At 31.1% G+C, this 21,591-nt stretch carries 19 protein-coding genes; 9 read left to right on the forward strand and 10 right to left on the reverse strand.

Translation table 11 applies throughout. The features are described 5' to 3' along the window. Nucleotides 1-103 precede the first annotated feature (103 nt). The 4 genes from msrA (at nt 104) to JAO71_RS10695 (ending at nt 3,193) form a co-directional block, all read left to right on the forward strand. On the forward strand, nt 104-658 hold the full coding sequence (gene msrA, locus JAO71_RS10680) for a peptide-methionine (S)-S-oxide reductase MsrA (protein ID WP_028607466.1): 555 nt from the start codon (nt 104-106) through the stop codon (nt 656-658). 236 nt (nt 659-894) lie between these two features. Continuing rightward, entirely contained in the window at nt 895-1,197 is a 303-nt protein-coding gene (locus JAO71_RS10685; RefSeq protein WP_028289837.1) for a hypothetical protein, read from the forward strand. A gap of 86 nt (nt 1,198-1,283) precedes the next feature. Next, nucleotides 1,284-2,432 (forward strand): MFS transporter, encoded by a 1,149-nt coding sequence (locus tag JAO71_RS10690; RefSeq protein ID WP_203000769.1) that lies wholly within the window; start codon nt 1,284-1,286, stop codon nt 2,430-2,432. 44 nt (nt 2,433-2,476) lie between these two features. Continuing rightward, nucleotides 2,477-3,193: a helix-turn-helix domain-containing protein gene (locus JAO71_RS10695; RefSeq protein WP_236011253.1), complete on the forward strand. Its 717-nt coding sequence runs from the start codon at nt 2,477-2,479 to the stop codon at nt 3,191-3,193. Between the two features lie 96 nt (nt 3,194-3,289). On the opposite strand, the gene JAO71_RS10700 is transcribed toward JAO71_RS10695, so the two are convergent. The 9 genes from JAO71_RS10700 to JAO71_RS10740 all read right to left on the reverse strand — a co-directional run bounded on the left by JAO71_RS10700 (nt 3,290) and on the right by JAO71_RS10740 (nt 11,743). Continuing rightward, nucleotides 3,290-3,868 carry a hypothetical protein gene (locus JAO71_RS10700; RefSeq protein ID WP_028289835.1) on the reverse strand — a complete coding sequence of 193 codons (579 nt, stop codon included), beginning with the start codon at nt 3,866-3,868 and terminating at the stop codon, nt 3,290-3,292. Between the two features lie 15 nt (nt 3,869-3,883). Then, nucleotides 3,884-6,283, reverse strand: a complete 2,400-nt coding sequence (locus JAO71_RS10705) for a TonB-dependent receptor (protein ID WP_203000771.1) — start codon at nt 6,281-6,283, stop codon at nt 3,884-3,886. A gap of 31 nt (nt 6,284-6,314) precedes the next feature. Next, the gene (locus JAO71_RS10710; protein ID WP_116822679.1) at nt 6,315-6,653 is read right to left on the reverse strand and encodes a hypothetical protein; all 339 of its coding nucleotides are present in this window, start codon (nt 6,651-6,653) and stop codon (nt 6,315-6,317) included. After that, nucleotides 6,654-7,145, reverse strand: a complete 492-nt coding sequence (locus JAO71_RS10715; RefSeq protein ID WP_116822680.1) for a DUF6787 family protein — start codon at nt 7,143-7,145, stop codon at nt 6,654-6,656. A 36-nt stretch (nt 7,146-7,181) separates the two neighbouring features. Continuing rightward, on the reverse strand, nt 7,182-7,613 hold the full coding sequence (locus tag JAO71_RS10720; RefSeq protein ID WP_116822681.1) for a DUF6146 family protein: 432 nt from the start codon (nt 7,611-7,613) through the stop codon (nt 7,182-7,184). Between the two features lie 101 nt (nt 7,614-7,714). Further along, entirely contained in the window at nt 7,715-8,350 is a 636-nt protein-coding gene (locus JAO71_RS10725) for a DUF937 domain-containing protein (RefSeq protein WP_028289830.1), read from the reverse strand. Between the two features lie 122 nt (nt 8,351-8,472). Then, nucleotides 8,473-9,429: a D-2-hydroxyacid dehydrogenase gene (locus tag JAO71_RS10730; RefSeq protein WP_054850928.1), complete on the reverse strand. Its 957-nt coding sequence runs from the start codon at nt 9,427-9,429 to the stop codon at nt 8,473-8,475. An 82-nt stretch (nt 9,430-9,511) separates the two neighbouring features. After that, nucleotides 9,512-10,573: a 3-phosphoserine/phosphohydroxythreonine transaminase gene (gene serC / locus JAO71_RS10735; RefSeq protein WP_028289828.1), complete on the reverse strand. Its 1,062-nt coding sequence runs from the start codon at nt 10,571-10,573 to the stop codon at nt 9,512-9,514. Nucleotides 10,574-10,681: 108 nt separating this feature from the next. Continuing rightward, complete coding sequence (locus tag JAO71_RS10740; RefSeq protein WP_116824486.1) at nt 10,682-11,743, reverse strand: acyl-CoA reductase; 1,062 nt, start codon at nt 11,741-11,743, stop codon at nt 10,682-10,684. Nucleotides 11,744-11,819: 76 nt separating this feature from the next. Between JAO71_RS10740 and JAO71_RS10745 the strand changes: the two genes are divergently transcribed. Next, the gene (locus JAO71_RS10745) at nt 11,820-12,173 is read left to right on the forward strand and encodes a 4Fe-4S dicluster domain-containing protein (protein WP_028289826.1); all 354 of its coding nucleotides are present in this window, start codon (nt 11,820-11,822) and stop codon (nt 12,171-12,173) included. A gap of 101 nt (nt 12,174-12,274) precedes the next feature. On the opposite strand, the gene JAO71_RS10750 is transcribed toward JAO71_RS10745, so the two are convergent. Next, a complete protein-coding gene (locus JAO71_RS10750; protein WP_116822682.1) occupies nt 12,275-15,034 on the reverse strand; it encodes a TonB-dependent receptor in 2,760 nt (919 codons plus the stop codon). A 227-nt stretch (nt 15,035-15,261) separates the two neighbouring features. Between JAO71_RS10750 and ychF the strand changes: the two genes are divergently transcribed. The 4 genes from ychF to JAO71_RS10770 all read left to right on the forward strand — a co-directional run bounded on the left by ychF (nt 15,262) and on the right by JAO71_RS10770 (nt 21,548). Then, entirely contained in the window at nt 15,262-16,356 is a 1,095-nt protein-coding gene (gene ychF, locus JAO71_RS10755; RefSeq protein WP_028289824.1) for a redox-regulated ATPase YchF, read from the forward strand. 73 nt (nt 16,357-16,429) lie between these two features. Beyond that, nucleotides 16,430-16,888 (forward strand): SRPBCC family protein, encoded by a 459-nt coding sequence (locus tag JAO71_RS10760; protein WP_116822684.1) that lies wholly within the window; start codon nt 16,430-16,432, stop codon nt 16,886-16,888. A 112-nt stretch (nt 16,889-17,000) separates the two neighbouring features. Beyond that, nucleotides 17,001-18,860 carry a DNA topoisomerase IV subunit B gene (locus JAO71_RS10765; RefSeq protein WP_203000773.1) on the forward strand — a complete coding sequence of 620 codons (1,860 nt, stop codon included), beginning with the start codon at nt 17,001-17,003 and terminating at the stop codon, nt 18,858-18,860. Continuing rightward, entirely contained in the window at nt 18,861-21,548 is a 2,688-nt protein-coding gene (locus tag JAO71_RS10770; RefSeq protein ID WP_116822686.1) for a DNA gyrase/topoisomerase IV subunit A, read from the forward strand. Nucleotides 21,549-21,591: the final 43 nt, after the last annotated feature.

Below are 21,591 nucleotides of genomic sequence, written 5' to 3' on the forward strand. Positions count from 1 at the left end.
AACTATATTTGAACTAAAAAAAATCTCTTAATTAAACGTTAAATATTTCTTTTATCTATAGTTGAATAAATATAAGCTATGTTAAATTGGTTATTTTTATATTATGAAAGAAGAAAATTTACAAACAGCAACTTTTGCAGGAGGCTGTTTTTGGTGTACCGAAGCCGTATTTTTACGCATTAAAGGTGTTAAAAAAGTAGTTTCTGGTTACACAGGAGGTACCATTAAAAATCCAGCTTACAGAGAAATTGGTACAGGTAGAACAGGTCACGCTGAAGGCATTCAAGTTTTTTATGATGCTACAATTGTTGCCTATACAGAGCTTTTAGAGTTGTTTTTTGCCACACATGATCCTACAACTTTAAATAGGCAAGGACATGATATTGGAACGCAATATAGATCTGCAATATTTTATAGTACAGAAGATCAAAAAGATAAAGCAGAAGCTTTTATACAATTGCTAGAAGACCAAAACGTATTTAACGATCCAATTGTTACAGAAGTTACCCAATTAGGTCCTTTTTATATAGCAGAGGACGTGCATCAAACTTATTATGATAGAAATAAAGAAGCCTCTTATTGTCAGTTTGTTATTGATCCAAAAATTAATAAATTGAAACAATATTATACTGCTAAGTTAAAAGAAAACTATATTTAAGATGCTTTACAAAAAAAATGAAGAATATAACATGTAGGTTACTGAAGATGTCAAACAGCCTTATAAAGTTATTATTGAATAGTTAGGTAAATATAGTTGACACAAAGAGTTATTAAAACACCAGAACATGCAGCAAAAGCAATGTGAGTTTTTAACTTAAGGTTATGATTAATATGTTGCTATTTTTTTTGGAATACTATTTGCTTTCTATTAATTAGAAATACAAAATATTATAAATGAATATTAATAACACAAACAAATACACCAAACTTTTTTTAGGAATTATCTTTGATGCTTTAGGTTATGTCAGCTTTATTATACCTGGTATTGGTGAGTTTTCTGATATTATTTGGGCTCCAGCTTCGGCTTGGTTGATGACAAAATTGTATAAAGGAAGAACAGGTAAAATTGCAGCTGTATTTTCTTTTATAGAAGAAGCTTTACCTGGTTTAGATATTATACCATCATTTACCTTAATGTGGTTTTATACTTATATATTTAGTGATCAGGCTAAATCAGATCAAGTAATGCCTAAATAATAATTAATTAAAATAGTTTCCATATTTGCACACGTAATTAGATGTATTGTAAACGTTAAGTTTGGTAATAACCTGAAATTTGTAATATGAAACAAATATCAAACTTCGGGATTTTTACACTACTATTTGTTAGTAGTTTAACCATAATGGTAGGTACAGTTATTGCGCCTTCATTATCAGGTATAGCACAACATAAAAATTTAGCATTTTCACCTAGCTGGTTAATTACTTTACCATCACTAGGCGTTGTTCTTTTTGCACCAATAATAGGACGATTATTACCTAAATTAGGTACAATTAAACTTTTAAGCTTAGGACTTATACCATATGCAGTATTAAGTTTTATTGGTGCGTTTATTACCAATAATTATATATTAATATTAGATCGTATTTTACTTGGTGCAGCAACTGTTGCTATACAAGTATCAGTCACAGCTTATATTGCAGATTTCTTTACGGGAGAAGCTAGAATAAAAATGATTGCTTGGCAAGGCATGTCTATAGAGCTAGGAGGAGTAGTGTTTTTGGCAATTGGTGGAGTGTTAGGTCAAATACATTGGCAATTTCCTTTTTATATTTATTTAGTAGCTATTATTTGTTTGTTTTTGGTCGTTAAAACATTGCCAAAAACTAAATTTAGATCACAGAATATAACAACGGATACAAACGTAAACAAAAGGAACACAAGACAGGTAAACCTAATATTTATAGCGTCACTTTTAGCTATGATGTTTTTTTTTGTTGGTTTTGTAACTTTACCCATATACTTACCAAATTCTTTTGGTTTTACAGAGTCAGAAACAGGATATTTAATGGCTTTTATATCTGTAATAGCTATTATTACAGCAAGCCAAATGCCTAAAATGGTAAGTGCTTTTGGAGAGAGTAAAACTGTAACCATAGGATTTGTTTTTTTTATGCTAGGCTATTTAGTATTATCTACAAAACTAAGTCTACCGTTTTTGGTGCTAACTACTATTTTTATTGGTATTGGTATTGGTTTTGGATTTACAATTCCATTATTAAATCATATGATGTTAGAGGTAAGTACCTTAAAAACTCAAGGTGAAAACTTAGGATTATTTTCAATGGGTGTGTTTGGAGGGCAATTTTTATCTACATTTATAGAGTATGTTTCTAATAATTATACTGCAATCTATGCAGTTTCAGCAGGATTGGCAGCAATAATTGGAAGTGTTTTATTCTTTCTTTTTTCAAAAAAAACTAAGTATTAAATATGAGAAAAATCTTCTTACTTTTGAAGTAGAGTTAAAAGTAAATGAAGACAGAGCAGTGGAATAGTAAAATTATACTTGTTGAACAATTTGAAAGTAATAACCAATTACTATCAGATGCTTCTATGGGAATTTACTTTCATTTAGCAGATAATAACCAGATGATTATTCATTTTAAACCTTTAAATGAAGTGTTTAAACAAGAGGTTTTTACTACATCTGAAGGTCTTTTAATAAATTTTGAACGTGATTTAATAGATGAAGATGATATTGAATATGCTTTAGATGTCATGTCATTATTTAATAAATACCCAAAGTTTATTTTAAACAAATTAGTAGAAATTAAGCAAGTACAAAGTATTATAGGTTTACTTAAAACTGAATATAATAATAAAGAGGCCTCTTATATAATGTTTAAAACAGTTTTGAAGGTTTTAATTTTACATTTAATACGATATCAAAACAATCAGTTTCTAGATCAAGATTTAAACCAAAAAAGGGTGTTTCAGTTTTTAGAACTTATGGAAACAGAGTTTTTAAATCAAACCAAAACCTTATTTTATGCTAATAAAATTGGAATAAGCACTAAAAGATTAAATCAAATTTTAAAAGAAAAATTAAACCTTACAGCTAAGCAAATCATACAACAGCGACAAGTAACTGAAGCAAAACGAAGACTTATTAAAAGCGAAATAACGACTAAAGAACTAGCTTTTTTACTGGACTTTGATTCGGTTAGTAGTTTTTCAAGGTTTTTTTAAAAAAAATGTTGGTGTTAGTCCAACCATTTTCAAAACAGATTATAAAAAAAATATCCCGTAAATTTTACGGGATATTTTTTTATTAAATAATAGAAATTACTCTACTACTATAGGGAAAATAGCCATAACATCTGTTTCTCCACCAGCATTAGTACTATCACCATCACTTACGCCTTCAGCAGACTTATTTGGTAAATGCTGTAACTCTATTGTAATGTTTCCTGTTGATGCAACATCAGCAGTTGTTAAAGTAAATTCTAAACCTAATGGATTTCCGTCACCATCAAAATCTACGTAAGCAAATGTTGCTACATCATTTGTTGCTGTGTAAAAAAATTGGTGCTCATCATCCTCTTCTTCAATTTCTTCATTAATTGATTCAGCAGGACTTTCTGTTTCATTTAATAACTCTAAGCTTACATTATAAGTTGTACCTATAGCTAAAGGAGAAGATACTGTAATTACCGCATCATCTGGTCCATCACCATCTGAATCTTGTTTTTGTAAAGTAATTTCTGTTCCTCCACCAACTGGAGTTAATGTAGCTGTTAAAGTTGTGATAACTTCCTCTTCATTTACAGGTACTGGGTTGTCTGTAGCATCATCATCGTTAGAGCATGATACAAATGCAATAGCTGCTAATAAAATAAGAGATAATTGTTTTAAATTTTTCATTTTTAGTGTTTTGTGTTAATAATTTAATTGTAATTGTAACATAATATTTCTTGCTAGATCATCAGCAAAATATCTTGATCTATTTAGGTTTTCTCGGTAATCTGTATTAAATATATTAGTAATGTTTAGTCCAATATTTAAATTGGTTTTTTCAGATATATTTAATGTTATATTACTTTGTAAGTGTAATAAATGATAGGTTGGAGGTGTAGTACTTACATCTACCAATACCATTTGATCAGTTGTAGGGTTGTAGACTTCAAAATTATTGTTTGGATAATCATTCTGTCTAAAAACCAGTTCGCTTTGTAATTCGGTATTTAAATTCAGCCATTTTTTATTTGTATAGCCAATACTATTTACAGTTTTTGTTGAAGGCATATCAATTAAAGCATCATTTCTAGTTAAATCTCTTCCTTTTATAAAAGACGACTTATTATTTATATACCATTGGTTATTAAAGCTATAATTAGCTGTTAGATCCAATCCATATAAACTAGCATTGGTTTGATTATAACTCCAAACCGGAAACGCACCACGTATGGTTTGTGTTGTTCCTATTGGTTCTATAAAAATATAATCGCTTATGTGATTATAAAATGCTTCAATGTTTAATGTCAATGCTTCGTTTTTATAGTTATACGTACCAGAGACACGATTGGATGTTTCTTGCTTAATACGTAAGTCTCCTAATTCAATTCTTGCTGCAGAGTGGTGTAAACCATCACTAAACAACTCGGAAGCATTAGGCGCTCTATTTGATAAACCATAATTAAAAATAAAATCACTACTGTCATTTAATTGATAAGATATACCTGCAGAAGCAGATACATTATGGTAATTTAAAACAGGATTTACTAGTAATTGTGTGCCTAAATCATCTATAACAAGATCTGGAAAATCTGTGTCATAACCACGTTCTTCCCAACTACTTGTTCTGTAGAATTTTTTAGCATCAATTTGATTAAAGTCATAACGTAAGCCAAAGTCTAAATTAATGTCATTATTTAGTCTTAAAGACGAAATAACATAAGTACCTAAATCATATTTATCATAATCAGGTATTAAACGTCTGACACCAGTTGTTGGGTCTGCAAAATTATTCTGAAAACTTGCATTTACACCAAATTGGTAGGTCACATTACTTTTAGAATCTAATTTCACATTAGTTTTTAAAGTATGCGTTTTTAATGTTAAATCTACAGCTGGCTTGTCTTTATCATCTCCAACACGAATATCATACTCATAGCGATGGTTGTTTTGATAGTCATACTGAATGTCTACACGTCCAAATTTTTTAAAACGTTTATAAAATTCGGTTTTAAAGATTTGATGTGTAACTTCTTGTTTTGGAGCGTTAATATCATAACTAAAATTTTCAATAACAGAAGGTTCAGGGCTATTTATAGCGTTTACTAAATCATTAACGTTTCCTATGTGTGATGATCTTAAAATACCTATTTCGTTATCTAAATAACTATAAGATATATTAAACCCTTTTTCAAAAGTTTTAAAACCACCATTTACAGAAAACCCTTTAGTGTTTAAACCTGTATTGGTTAAGCTATAATCAGGTGCTTCAAAATCACCAAAACGTTTTAATGAAGCTTGAGCACCTAAATACCAACCTTTTTTATACGTTTTAGTTAAAGAAGAGTTTAGATTATAACCTCTACCATTACTATGACCTGTAATAATTGTTTTACCGTAAAGTGAATCTTTTAAACTAATTTTTGAAGGCTTAACAACAATAACTCCACCAATAGCGTCTCCACCATAGGCTAAAGCATTTGCACCTTTAATAACGTTAATACTTCCAGCTGTATTTAAATCGATGTTTGGTGCATGCTCAATTCCCCATTCTTGGTCTTGCAGCCTAACACCATTAGTCATAACAATAATTCTACTACTATGTAATCCATTAATAACCGGTTTTACAATTGTGCTACCAGTATTTATAGAGGATACACCACTAATTTGTTTTAAAGCATCACCTAAATTAAGAGAGCTAAAACGGTCAATGGTTTCGGATTTTAGAATTGTTTCTTGAGTAGTTTTGGTTAATTTAGAGGTGTTAACACTTTTAACTTCAACTTCACTTAACGCTTCAATATGATGTTCTAGATTTATTTCTAAATAGGTGTCACCATCAATAGTTACGTCCATTTTTTTGGTTTCGCAAGCTAAATGAGAGACCTCTATTTTAATGACGTCGTTACATAGGTCATTAATAGAAAACTGTCCGTTAACATCAGTAGTAGTATACTTGTTAAGATTTTCAATAAAAATAGTAGCATTTATTATTGGCGTACCATCATGAAAATCATGCACTTCTCCAGAAAATGTAGAACTGCAATTTTGACTTTGTACAAAACTGAAAACAGAGAAGCACAAAATCGATATAAAATATTTCATCGTAAAAAAATTAGTTTAAAAAATACTTATTTTAAACTACAAATGGAGGTCCTCGAAGAGAGTAGGATAATTGCTGATAATTAAACTGAAAGTTATAATATGTATCTTTAATTTTAAAGAAGTTGTCTTCGATTATTAAATCGAAATTCTCTAAAAGTGTATAATATTGTGTATTGAGTTTAAATTTGAAAAATTCGCATTCTAAATCAATTTCATGCATGTGGTTAGTTGAATAATCTGTGCACACCTCGTGCTTATGATCTTCAAAAACATGCGTAAACTTAACCACAGACGGAAGCAATATAGCTAATAGTAAAACTACTGCTACATATTTTAATAAAAAATACTGTTCCTGTTGGTTATGCTTCAATTAATCTACAAATTTTCCTAATCCAAATCGTCTAATCATTTTCTTTTCAAATTCCCAAAAGAATTTATGTTGACCAGCTAACCAGCCAAAACAAACTAATAGGACTTGATAAAAAATAAGGCCAATGATAATATATAATATCCAATAGACAAAAACATTTAAGTTTTCTTTAGTAATTCCTAACCATTTAATTATTGGTCTTCCAATAAATACAGAAGAGCTTCCTGTGGCAGCAAATACCATAAAAATGCGAATCATTTCCCATTTATAATCTACTTTCCATTTATTTTCTAGCTTTTTAAAAAGAAATAAAATGAATTTTAGTAAACCAAAAGTGATGACAATAGTACAGATAATAACTAATAACAAATTGTTGTTAATTAATAGGTTAGCTAATTTATAGCTAGAATAGAGTAGGGCTAAAAAACCTAAAATAGGGAATAGGAGTTGCCAATTTTGTTGGATTTCCCAACGTGTTTTAAATGTATTCATTTCAATTTTTGTCGTTGCAAATATATTGAAAAGCCTTTAATTAAGAGGAATCCGACCACCTAAAAGATTTTGTTTGTATCTATTTTGAAAGTAAACAAAGTAGTTATATAGTTTATAATTAACCTCATAGCCATAATCAATATTGGATTGATAGTCTATATTTAATTCGTAAAGACTTGGGCTAAAACGTTGTGGCTGTCTTACGCGACTGTTCCACTCGTTAACATAAAATAAGTTTTTATTTTCAAGATATTGTTGAGAGTAATATCCTTCTGGTTGTGCTATACTATTTAGCCATGCATTAAAACCAGGTTCTATAATTATAATATCATACTCTGTTTCTTGACTAGACAGTGTAATTGTGTCTCCCACTTGAACTGCACCTTTATCTGTATTAGTTATATGTTTTGGCGAACCACAACTAAAGGCTATTAATATGATAGTTATTACAAATAGTGTGTTTTTCATAACAAGATGTTTTACTAAAAATACAAAATATTTATACTTGTATCAAATAAAAAAGCCAAACATAAGTTTGGCTTTTAAATACATACTTTATAATTTGGATTTTATTTTCCGAAAAGACCTCCTAGTAAACCTCCAAGTCCACCTTTTTTAGATCCTCCACCTAATACCATTCCTGCTACATCGTCAATTACACTACCATCACCATCTGCATCTAATATTTTTTCTAAAAAGCTTTGTTCGTTTTTAGTTTCGCTACCACCAAGTAATCCACCTAATAATCCACTTAAACCGTTTGTAGAACTTACATTACTCTGTGAGGCTTGTTTACCTAAAACACCCATTAAAATAGGAGCTGCAACTTTTAATATATTTCCAACAGCACCAGAGTCTAATCCAGATTTTTGACCAATAACTTGCTCAACACCATTTCTTTTAGCTCCTAATACGTGGCCTAAAATTTTATCACCATCATTTACTACTTCTTCATTTACTCCACCTCCAAAAAGGTCTCCTAAATTATCTAATATTCCACCATCGTGTTTTCCTTTAATAGCTCCTAATAATCCTTCTGCACCTTCTGGTGTTGAAGCATTACGTTCCATTGCTTTCATTAATACAGGTAAAGCCATAGTTAATACGCTTCCTGTTCTGTCTTGATCAGTTCCTGTTGATCCTGAAACACCACTGATAATTGTTTTTCCTAAATCTGAGTTTAGTAAGTCTAAAATTCCTGCCATTTTATAAAAGTTTAATAGGTTATTTAATTTTGATATTTTAAAATTACAAAAAAAAGCCACATTTTAACAATGTGGCTTTTAATATATCAAACACTTTATAAAACATCGATAAAAACAATGGTTTATCCGTTTAAAAGTATGTTTTTAATTTGTGTAGCTAATTCTGTTCCGATTCTATCTTGAGCTTCATTGGTTGCTGCACCAATGTGAGGCGTTAAAGATATTCTACCATTCATTAATAATTGTACAGCAGGAGTAGGTTCGTTTTGAAAAGTATCTAAACCAGCAAAAGCTAATTTACCGCTTTCTAATGCGTTAACTAACTCTACTTCATTAACAACACCACCTCTTGCTGCATTTATAATAGCAGATCCATCTTTCATGTTGTCAAACTGTGCTTTATCAATTATGTAATCTTCTTGTGCTGGTACATGTAATGTTACAAAGTCAGATTGCTTTAAAACTTCATCCATAGATTGTGTTTTAATATTGAAACTTACAGATTGTCCATCAAAAAAGTCTACTTTAACATCTGCTGCTTCAATAAATTTATCGGCAGCTATAACTTTCATTCCAACACCTAATCCAATTTTGGCAACTTCCTGTCCAATACGTCCAAATCCTACAACACCAAGAGTTTTTCCTCTTAATTCAACTCCCTTTGCATAGTTTTTCTTTAGTTTTTTAAACTGAGAATCTCCATCTAAAGGCATGTTTCTGTTAGCATCATGTAAAAACCTAACACCACCATAAAGGTGAGCAAATACTAATTCTGCTACAGATTGTGATGAAGCTGCAGGAGTATTGATTACGTGTAATCCTTTTTCTCTAGCATATTCAACATCTATATTATCCATACCAACACCACCACGACCAATGATTTTTAATTCTGGACAAGCATCAATTAAGTCTTTTCTTACTGTTGTTGCACTTCTAACAAGAAGTACAGTAATGTTTTTCTCGTTGATGTAATTAATTAATTGTTCTTGAGCAACGGTTGTTGTACTGACTTCAAATCCTGCTGCTTCTAATGCATCAATTCCGCTTTGTGATACACCATCGTTTGCTAATACTTTCATTTTTTTAAGGTTTAAAGCTAAAATGTTTAATATTCAGCTTTAGTTAATTTATTTTAAATATTACAGTTATTAAAACTGTTAATTAGGCTTTACTTTCAAGTTCACTCATTACCTCAACCAGTACTTTTACACTGTCAAGAGATAATGCGTTATACATGCTTGCTCTGTATCCTCCAACACTTCTGTGACCATTTAAGCCATTAATTCCTGCTTCTTTCCACATGGTGTCAAAAGTATCTTTTAAATCGTCATTGGTTAATGTAAATGTTGCATTCATGTCAGAACGGTCTTCTTTTGCAGCAAACCCTTTGAATAATGGGTTTAAATCAATTTCAGAATACATTAAACGAGATTTTTTTTCGTTTTCTTTCTCGATAGCAGCAATTCCACCTAAATCTTTTAACCATTGTAAGGTTAGCATTGATGTGTATACAGCAAAAACAGGAGGAGTATTAAACATACTACTTTTGTCAATGTGTACTTTATAATCTAACATTGATGGAATTTTACGAGAAACTTTTCCTAATATATCCTCTTTAACAACCACTAAAGTTGTACCTGCTGGTCCCATGTTTTTTTGAGCTCCTGCATAAATTAAATCAAATTGAGAGAAGTCTAATGTACGTGAAAAAATATCACTACTCATATCACAAACTAATGGAATAGGTGATTTAGGAAAGTTTTTAATTTGTGTACCAAATATGGTGTTATTTGAAGTTAAATGAAAATAATCATGATCTTCAGGTATATCAAACCCTTTTGGTATATAATTAAAATTTGCTGATTTAGATGAAGCAACTTCTGTTATATCATCAAATATTCTTGCTTCTTTTATAGCTTTGTCAGACCAAGTTCCTGTATTTAAATAAGCAGCTTTTTTTTCTAGTAAATTTTGAGCTACCATTAAAAATTGTGTACTAGCTCCACCTTGTAAAAACAATGCTTTGTAACCTTTGCCTTCTAAGCCTAATAACTCTAAAGCTAAGGCTCTAGCTTGTTCCATAACATCAACAAAAGCCTTGCTTCTGTGGGATATTTCAATTAAAGATAAACCGTTGTCAAAATCTAATAAAGCTTGTGATGCTTTTTGTAATACTTCTTGTGGTAAAACGCATGGTCCTGCGCTAAAATTATGTCTTTGCATGGTTACAAATTTTGTTTCTGTTTAACAGAAATTATGTTTTATTTTTTACAATTAACAAAGGTGATAATTATTGTACTAATTTAAGTTAAGAATATAATAATTTATTAACTAGATTTTTAATAAAAATGTAATGGTATCCACATCATCTGCATAATCTGAAAGCTCAGGTTTTTGAGTTTTACCAAACGGAATTTCATTATCATCAAAGCCACTAGCTACGATACATTGTATTAGGTCTTTGTCAGTTTTAATTTTTTGCTGTAAAGCTTCAGTTGAATCATAAAATTCATAAAAAATAGTGGCAATTGGTGAGGCATAACTCTGGTCTTCTTTTATCATTAAAAAACCATTTTCCAACATGTCAAATTCGCTCATTAAGTATACAGCTTTATTATAATCATAATTATTAGCGTATTTGGCTTCGTTAATAATAGGGTTCCATTTATACATGGCTTCAAAAAATGCATCAAAATTATAGTTTTTAGGGACAAATAGTTTTGATACGTTTCGGCATCCTAAACCATAATATCTAAAAATGTCTTCAGATAACAAATCTAACTGTTCTGAGGATTCATGACCTGTTAAGATGGCTGCCGAATTTCTGTTTTTTCTTATTATTGATGGTTTGTCTTTAAAATAGTAGTCAAAATAACGTGCTGTGTTATTGCTTCCTGTTGCAATAACTGCATCGTAATTTTCTAATTTATCTTCAGTAAATCTAATACTTCCTTTTAATTTTGGAGCTACAGTTTCTAAATACTTAGCTAAAAAGGGGAGTAGATGTTTGTCATTAGAGGACTGCTTAACTAGTACATTATGACCTGTTATTAAAACACTTAAAAAGTCATGAAAACCAACCAAAGGAATATTTCCAGCCATAATAATAGCAACAGTTTTTGGTTGTACATCGCTAAAATTATAATCTTTAGTCCATAGATTAAGGTTGTCTTCAGATAATTGTTTACTCCAACCATATAATGCAAATTGTATGTTTTTTTGAGTAAACCAACCGTTATATTCGTTGGCTAATTTGATTTGATGTTTAAAACCATCAAAAAACAAATCGTTATGCGGAATGGTTTCATTTTTAGTAATTCCTTCTGAAGAAAATTGACTAATAAATTGACCTAATTTTACAAAAGCTTCTAATATGTAATCTTTGTTGCTCATTATTATTTGTATAACACCTTTTTTGGCTTTATTTTTGCACCACAAAGTTAAGTAAACCAAAAAGAAAAATTACAATATGGCTATTATTATAACAGATGAATGTATTAATTGTGGAGCTTGTGAGCCTGAATGCCCTAATACTGCAATTTACGAAGGTGCTGACGATTGGAGATATAAAGATGGAACAAGTCTTGACGGAAGTTTAGTATTGCCTAACGGAAAAGAAGTTGATGCAGACGAAGCACAAGAACCAATAAGTGATGAGATATATTATATTGTACCTGACAAATGTACAGAGTGTGTAGGTTTTCATGAAGAGCCACAGTGTGCTGCAGTTTGTCCTGTAGATTGTTGTGTACCTGATGATGACAATGTTGAAGCGGAAGATGTATTGTTAGGAAAACAAAAGTTTATGCATCCAAACGGATAAATTATAAAACCTAAGCTTTAGCTTAATCCTTTATATTAAAATTAAAAAAGCAACTCAAAATTGAGTTGCTTTTTTTTGGTTTTAGTTAGAGGGTTAGTTTTTTAAAACTTATAGTTTAAAGATAAATTAAACATTGTCCCAAGTTGACTAAAATGGTAACCATCATAAGTCATTTGAGAGTAACGTTGATTAAATGTAATTAAATTAGATTGGTTTTTTGTAGCTGCAGGATCTGCTAAAATAGCTTCACCAGCTGCATTTTCGGCTTTAAATTCCCACTCAGGTAACACATTTAATAGGTTGTTAACGTTTAACGATAGCGTTAGTTTTTCTGAAGCATTATAATTTATACCTAAATCTGTTACTATTTTAGGTATAAACTCTGTTCGTAAATCATCACTCATACCTTGTTGTTTAAAAGTGGTTTTACCAAAATAGGTGTTATTTAATGAGAAACCAAATTTGTTAATATCATAATTAGCACCTAAAATCCATTTAGACTTTGGTCTAGAAGTGAAAAACAAAGCTTCTTGAGTTGCGTTTACAACAGACTGTCCTGCATTTGCGACTAAAGCAATGTCTTTAACATCACCATCTCTTTCGTTTTGAATTGTATAGTTACCAGATAAGTTTAAATCTAAGTCACCTTCACCAATACTTATATTTTTTTTGCTTAATACTAGATCTATTCCTGAGGTACGTGTGTCTATTGCATTAGAGAAAAAACTAACATCGCTTAGGTTATTGTTAGTTAGTAAAATATCTAATGGATTAGTTGGATCTCCTGTAGCACTTATTTCTGAACCTAATACAATTCTGTCTTCTACAGATATGTTATAATAATCAACCGTAAAAGTTAAATTATTAGCTAATTTACCACCAAAACCAATTGTAAAGTTATTAGACGTTTCAGCATCCAATTCTGGTATACCTAATAGCTTTGCTTGAGTGGAGACGTTATTTATTAAACCTCCTACTTGTATTCCCTGACCAGGTATAAAGCTGTATTGAGCTTTTTGTGTGTAAATTTGATGTAATGTTGGCGCTCTAAATCCTGAAGAAACTGAAGCTCTTGCAGTCAAATTGTCTGTTAATTTGTAGCGAGTACTGAATTTGTAGACAAAAGTATTACCAAAGTCTGAGTAATTTTCAGTTCTTATAGTTCCGCTTAATAAAAAAGCATCACTAACATCATAGTCTAAAGAGAAATATCCACCAATATTATAACGGTTAAATTTTCCTGAATTTTCAGGGCTATTTCCAGCAAACGAATCTGCACCACCACCATCATAAGATGCTAATTCTCCTTCAATAACTTCAAAGGTTTCATTTCTAAATTCAGCACCAAATCCAATACTAACTTTGTCAGATAGTACTCTGGAAATATCTATGTTACCAACATTATGGGTGAATTTAGTTCCTCCTGGATCAAAAGATTGTTGACTGTTAGCTTGATATAATGGTGTTGCTTCAAATTCATCTGTTTCTGGATTATAACTTACGCCATACACTTCATTTCTGTTATGAGATTGACTAACGGTGTAAGTTTGTGTATTTCCACCAGTAGTATAACTTAAATCAATATTCCAATCATTAATTTTAGTTTTAATTCCAACAGTTCCGTTGTAATCGTTTAACAGTCCTTCAAAAGTAGGAACGTATCCATCATAACCTCCTGCATTATTAGGGTTTTCTCCAGGGAAAAAATCTGCTAGATATGGATATTCATCAACTGTTCTCCAGTATGGTGTTCTATAATTAGCAAAACTATTAACTCGCTTATATACATATGCAGCATTAAAATAAAGATCTGTATTATCATTTAAATCTAATCCAGAGTTAATTAAAAATTTAGACGCTGCAGTTTCAGGAGAACCATTTATGTTATTAGCATCTGGATTTCTACTTAAAAACTCCTGTACATCTGCAAGGTCTGCTCCAAAATCACCAGCTTCTCCTTCAGCATCAACCGTTCCTGGTCTATTAGCTAAATTAGTTTTAGAAAAATCAATAGTATAGTTAATAAAACCTTTATTATCTCCAATTGTAGATCCATTGTTTACTGCAATACCAATCATTTCTCCGTCACCTTCGCTTGTAATTCCGCTTCTTAAGGTTGCAGAACCAAAATTTGCGTTGTCTTTAAGTATTATATTCATTACACCAGCAATAGCATCAGACCCATATTGTGCTGAGGCACCATCACGAAGTATTTCTACTCTTTTGATAGCATCAGTAGGTATTGCAGAGATGTCTGCACCAGTTTCTCCACGTCCAGGAGAAGTTTGTGTGTATAATAAAGCACTTAAGTTTTTTCGTTTCCCGTTAATTAAAATTAATGTTCTACTTGGTCCCATGTTTCTAATTTCATAAGGATCTAATAAGGATGTAGCGTCATTAACAGGTGTTTGTACAGTGTTGAAAGAGGGTATTCTGTACTGTAAGGCCTTATCAAATGTAGGTTGTCCAGTAGAAGTTAATTCTTTGACTCCAACAACATCAATAGGTAGTGCACTATTGACGTTACTTCTAGGAGCTGTTCTGGATCCAACCAATACAACTTCGTCTAAAGCTTCTCCACTAGTTAGTGTGACATTAAAGTTGGTTGTGTTGTCAACACTTAGTTCTTTAGTTTCATAGCCAACATAACTAAACACCAATACAGCTCCGTCAGAAACATTAAGTGTGTAATTACCATCAAAATCCGTTGTGGTTCCGTTTGATGTTCCTTTTTCAACAACATTAACGGTTGGTATTCCGTAGCCATTAATGTCTGTCACTGTTCCAGTAACACCAGTTTGTGCTTGTGCAAATGCTACAGTAAAAAGCAGCAAAAACATAATTTTCAGTTTTTTTATCATTTAAATGAAATTTTGGTTAATTACTGCTAATTTATGTTAAAAATGTAACATTACATATTAATATTCTTACAATTTTAGTTTTAAACTTACTGATATTGTAAACTTTAGGTTAATTTTTTAGTTAAAACGAAATTTAACTTTAGTTGTATTTAATTCTTGTTAAGTGAGAAATAGTTAATGATATAGTACTATATTTGCATCCTTAATTTGTGATAAATTTTTAGTAAATGAAAGCAGGAATTGTAGGATTGCCTAACGTTGGTAAATCAACCTTATTTAATTGTTTGTCTAATGCAAAAGCGCAAAGTGCAAACTTTCCGTTTTGTACTATAGAACCAAACATTGGAGTCGTTAACGTACCAGATCCAAGATTAGAAAAATTAGAAAGTTTAGTTAATCCAGAACGTGTAATACCAGCAACTGTAGAGATTGTAGATATTGCAGGATTAGTTAAAGGTGCTAGTAAAGGAGAAGGTTTAGGGAATCAGTTTTTAGCTAATATTAGAGAAACTGACGCTATCTTACATGTTTTGCGTTGTTTTGATAATGATAATATCGTACATGTTGATGGTAATGTAAATCCGATTAGAGATAAGGAAACTATTGACATGGAGTTACAGCTAAAAGATTTAGAAACTGTAGATAAAAAATTAGATAAAGTAAAACGTGCTGCTAAAACGGGAAATAAAGAAGCTCAAGCAGAAGAAGCTGTTTTACTTAAAATTAAAGAAGCTTTAGAAGCAGGAGTATCTGTTAGAGCTATTGAATTTTCAGAAGAAGATTATAAAGATTACGTCAAACCGTCTCAATTAATTACCGACAAACCAGTAATGTATGTCTGTAATGTAGATGAAGGCAGTGCAGTTTCGGGTAATCAATATGTGGATTTAGTTAAAGACGCTGTTAAAGATGAAAACGCTGAAGTGTTAGTTTTAGCTGTTGGTACAGAAGCAGATATTAACGAGTTAGATGATTACGAAGAGCGTCAAATGTTTCTTGCAGATATTGGTTTAGAAGAGCCAGGAGCAGCTAAATTAATTAGATCAGCTTATAAATTATTAAACCAACAAACGTATTTTACAGCTGGTGTTAAAGAGGTTAGAGCATGGACCGTAAATGTTGGTGCTACTGGTCCTCAAGCAGCAGGAGTTATTCATACGGACTTTGAAAAAGGTTTTATTCGTGCAGAAGTTATTGGTTACAATGATTATGTAGAGTTTGGAAGTGAAGCAAAGGTTAAAGAAGCTGGTAAGATGCGTGTAGAAGGTAAAAACTATATAGTTAAAGATGGAGATGTAATGCATTTCTTATTTAACGTGTAAATAAATTATTACAATAACATTTAAACGCCATAATGATGTTAGTCATTATGGCGTTTTTGTATATATTTACATCATGCCATTAATAACACTTAAAACCATAATTGATGCAGATATCAAAACGTGTTTTGATTTGTCAAGAAATATAGATTTTCATACTGAGTCACTAAAACATTCAAAAGAAAAAGCTATTGCTGGTAAAACATCTGGTTTAATTGAACTAGGAGAAACTGTAACTTGGGAAGCGTTTCATTTTGGTGTTAAACAACAGCTAACATCAAAAATAACACAATTTAATTCACCTAATTATTTTGTTGACGAAATGGTTTCAGGAGTGTTTAAAAGTTTTAAACATGAGCATATTTTCTCTGTTCAAAACAATAAAACAATAATGGTAGACAAATTTTATTTTAAATCCCCTTTTGGAGTTTTAGGCAAAATTGCAAATGTTTTATTTTTAAAAAAATACATGTCCAATTTACTTAATACAAGAAATAAAAGTTTAAAAATCAAGGCAGAAATACTTGAAAAATGAGGTTTTTAATCAGATAAATTATCTATTGTTAATTACTTTATTAAGTCAGTGTTTCATTTTTTAATGTGTTATATTATATTAGCACAGTATCTCTAAATTGCACCAAAACCATATGTCAGAACAAACTAAATATACCGAAGACAATATACGATCACTAGACTGGAAAGAGCATATACGTATGCGTCCTGGTATGTATATTGGTAAGCTTGGTGATGGTTCTTCTCCAGATGATGGTATATATATTCTAGTAAAAGAAGTATTAGACAACTCTATTGACGAGTTTGTTATGGGAGCAGGTAAAACCATCGAAATTTCTATTCAAGGTAATAAGGTTATTGTACGCGATTATGGTCGTGGTATTCCTCTAGGTAAAGTGGTAGATGTAGTATCTAAAATGAATACAGGAGGAAAGTATGATAGCAAAGCTTTTAAAAAATCTGTTGGATTAAATGGTGTAGGTACTAAAGCGGTTAATGCATTGTCTTCTTATTTTAGAGTAGAATCTTCTAGAGATGGTAAAAGTGCTTCTGCAGACTTTGAGCAAGGTAATCTTGTAAATCAAGAATTTTTAGAAGAAACCAGTAGACGCAAAGGTACCAAAGTATCTTTTATTCCTGATGATTTAATATTTAAAAACTACAAATTCAGACCAGAATATGTAGTTAAAATGCTTAAAAATTATGTCTATTTAAATCCAGGTTTAACTATAGTTTTTAATGGAGAAAAATTTTATAGTGAAAACGGTTTAAAAGATTTATTAGCCGAAAAAATAGCCGAAACCGATCTACTATATCCCATCATTCATTTACGTGGTGATGATATTGAAGTAGCAATTACACATAGTAAAACACAATATAGCGAAGAGTATAATAGTTTTGTAAACGGTCAAAATACCACTCAAGGTGGTACGCACTTAAATGCCTTCAGAGAAGGTTTAGTCAAAACTATTAGAGATTTTTTTGGTAAACAATATGATGCCTCAGATATACGTAAATCTGTGGTTAGTGCAGTCGCAATAAAGGTAATGGAGCCTGTTTTTGAAAGTCAAACCAAAACAAAATTAGGATCTACAGATATGGGAGGAGAGCTTCCAACTGTACGTACTTATGTAACAGACTTTCTAAAAACATATTTAGACAATTATTTGCATAAAAATCCAGAAACAGCAGATAAATTACAGCGTAAAATATTACAAGCCGAAAGAGAGCGTAAGGAACTATCAGGAATACGTAAATTAGCTAAAGATAGAGCTAAAAAAGCCAGCTTGCATAACAAAAAATTGCGTGATTGTCGTGTGCATTTTGGAGACACAAAAAACGAACGTAACTTAGAAAGTACACTGTTTATAACAGAGGGAGACTCGGCATCAGGAAGTATCACAAAATCTAGAGATGTAAATACTCAAGCGGTTTTTAGTCTTAAAGGAAAACCTTTAAACTGTTATGGATTAACAAAAAAGATTGTATATGAAAATGAAGAGTTCAACCTACTTCAAGCAGCTTTAAATATTGAAGAATCCTTAGAAGATTTAAGATATAACAATGTAGTAATAGCTACAGATGCCGATGTAGATGGAATGCACATTAGATTGTTATTAATAACCTTCTTTTTGCAATTTTTTCCAGAAGTCATTAAAGAAGGACATTTGTATATTTTACAAACACCATTATTTAGGGTTCGTAATAAAAAAGAAACCATCTATTGTTACTCAGAACAAGAACGTGTAGATGCAATTGAAAAATTAAAACCTAAACCAGAAATTACTCGATTTAAAGGATTAGGTGAAATTAGTCCAGACGAATTTGTACATTTTATTGGTGAGGATATTAGATTAGATCCTGTAATGTTAGACGACAACATGTCTATTGAAGAGCTGTTATCCTTTTACATGGGAAAAAACACACCTAAAAGACAAGAATTTATAATAGATAATCTTAAAGTAGAACTTGATTTAATTGAGGAAAGTAAATAAATGGCAGAAGACAACGACGACCTAACCAACGACAATTTAGATAATTTAGAAAACCAAGAACCTCAAGAAACCATTACCAGAATTACTGGTATGTATAAAGAGTGGTTTTTAGATTACGCATCTTACGTAATTCTAGAACGTGCAGTACCAGCTATTGAAGATGGTTTTAAACCTGTACAACGTCGTATCATGCATTCAATGAAAGATTTAGACGATGGACGTTACAATAAAGTAGCAAATATTGTAGGTCATACGATGCAGTATCATCCACATGGTGATGCTAGTATTGCTGATGCTATGGTTCAAATTGGTCAAAAAGATTTGCTTATAGATACCCAAGGTAACTGGGGAAACATCTTAACAGGAGATCGTGCTGCAGCCTCAAGATATATTGAAGCCAGAATATCAAAATTTGGTTTAGACGTTGTTTATAACCCTAAAATTACTGAATGGCAAGCCTCTTATGATGGTCGTCGTAAAGAGCCTGTAAATTTACCAGTAATGTTTCCGTTATTGTTAGCCCAAGGCGGAGAAGGTATTGCTGTAGGTTTGTCAACCAAAATTTTACCTCATAACTTTATTGAGCTTATAGATGCTTCAGTAAAACATTTACAAGGTAAACGCTTTACATTAGTACCAGATTTTCCAACAGGAGGAATTGCAGATTGTAGTCAATATAATGATGGATTACGTGGTGGAAAAATACGTTGTCGTGCCAAGATTAATCAATTAGATAAAAATACTTTAGTGATAAATGAGTTGCCTTTTGGGACAACAACATCATCACTAATAGATTCTATTTTAAAGGCTAACGACAAAGGAAAAATAAAAATTAAAAAAATTGAAGACAATACATCTGCTGAAGTAGAAATACTAATTCATTTACCTTCAGGATTATCTCCAGACAAAACTATAGATGCATTATATGCGTTTACTGCATGTGAGTCTTCAATTTCGCCTTTAGGCTGTGTTATTGAAGATAATAAACCACTATTTATAGGTGTTACAGACATGTTACGTCGTAGTACAGATAACACAGTTCAGTTATTAAAACAGGAACTAGAAATTAAGCTTGGAGAGTTTGAAGAACAATGGCATTTTGCGAGTTTAGAACGTATTTTTATAGAAAACCGTATCTATCGTGATATTGAAGAAGAAGAAACTTGGGAAGGCGTAATTGAAGCTATAGATAAAGGTTTAAAACCTCATATTAAGCATTTAAAACGTGCTGTTACTGTTGAAGATATAACAAGATTGACAGAAATTCGTATTAAGCGTATTTCAAAGTTTGATATTGATAAGGCTCAACAAAAAATTGATGCTTTAGAAGAACAAATAGCCGAAGTAAAGCACCATTTAGCAAATTTAATAGAGTATGCAATTGCGTATTTTACTAGATTAAAAAAAGAATATGGAGAAGGTAGAGAGCGTAAAACAGAATTACGAGCTTTTGAGGATGTTGATGCCACCAAAGTAGTCATACGTAATACAAAATTATACGTCAATAGAGCAGAAGGCTTCTTAGGTACGTCTTTGCGTCGTGACGAATATGTATGTGATTGTAGTGATATTGATGATATTATTGCTTTTACTACAGATGGTAAAATGATGGTTACTAAAGTGGATAGCAAAACCTTTATTGGTAAAAATATCATACATGTAGCGGTTTTTAAAAAGAAGGATAAGCGTACCATTTATAACATGATTTATCGTGATGGAAGCAAAGGTCCATCTTATGTTAAGCGTTTTGCGGTAACTGCAATGACACGTGATAAACTTTACGATTTAACTAATGGTAATAAAGGCTCTAAAGCTTGGTATTTTTCAGCTAATCCTAATGGTGAAGCAGAAGTAGTAGCAATAAGCTTACGCCAAGTTGGAAGTGTTAAAAAGTTAAAATGGGATTTAGATTTTGCTGATATTTTAATTAAAGGACGTGCTTCTAAAGGTAATTTGGTGACTAAATATGCTATCAAATCTGTAGACTTAAAAGAGAAAGGAATTTCTACTTTAAAACCTCGTAAAATTTGGTTTGATGAGACTGTACAACGTATTAATGTTGATGGTAGAGGAGAGCTGATTGGCGAATTTAAAGGAGAGGATAAACTGTTGTTAATCAATCAAAAAGGTATAGTAAAGACAGTAACTCCAGAAGTGACTTTACATTTTGATAGTGACATGATTATCATGGAAAAATGGATACCAAAAAAACCGATTTCTGCAGTATATTTTGATGGAGATAAAGAACGATATTACGTTAAACGTTTTTTAATTGAAAATGAAAATAAAGAAGAATTATTTATAACAGATCATCCTAACTCGCAATTAGAAATTGTCTCTACCGACTGGATACCAGTTGCTGAAATAGTATTTTCAAAAGAAAGAGGTAAAGATAGAAAGGATAATGAAGAGGTTAATTTAGAAGAATTTATTGCTATTAAAGGGATTTCAGCTTTAGGAAACCAATTAACTAAAGATAAAGTAAATGCTATTAATTTATTAGATCCAATACCTTTTGAATCGCCAGAAGAAGTTGCAGCAGAGACAGTTGAAGTAAATGATGAAGAAGTAATTTCTGATAAAAAAGAAAATAATTCTGAAACTACTAAATCCGCAGAAAAAGAAACTAAATCTAATGATAATGAAGATAATGATGCTGACGACAAAGGTCAAGCTAGTTTGTTTTAATTGTTAAGTAAATCATAAAATGTTAAATATTTAAAACCTTGTT

Origin of the sequence: Olleya sediminilitoris, from assembly GCF_016785945.1 — a bacterium.
GTDB classification, from domain to species: domain Bacteria; phylum Bacteroidota; class Bacteroidia; order Flavobacteriales; family Flavobacteriaceae; genus Olleya; species Olleya sediminilitoris.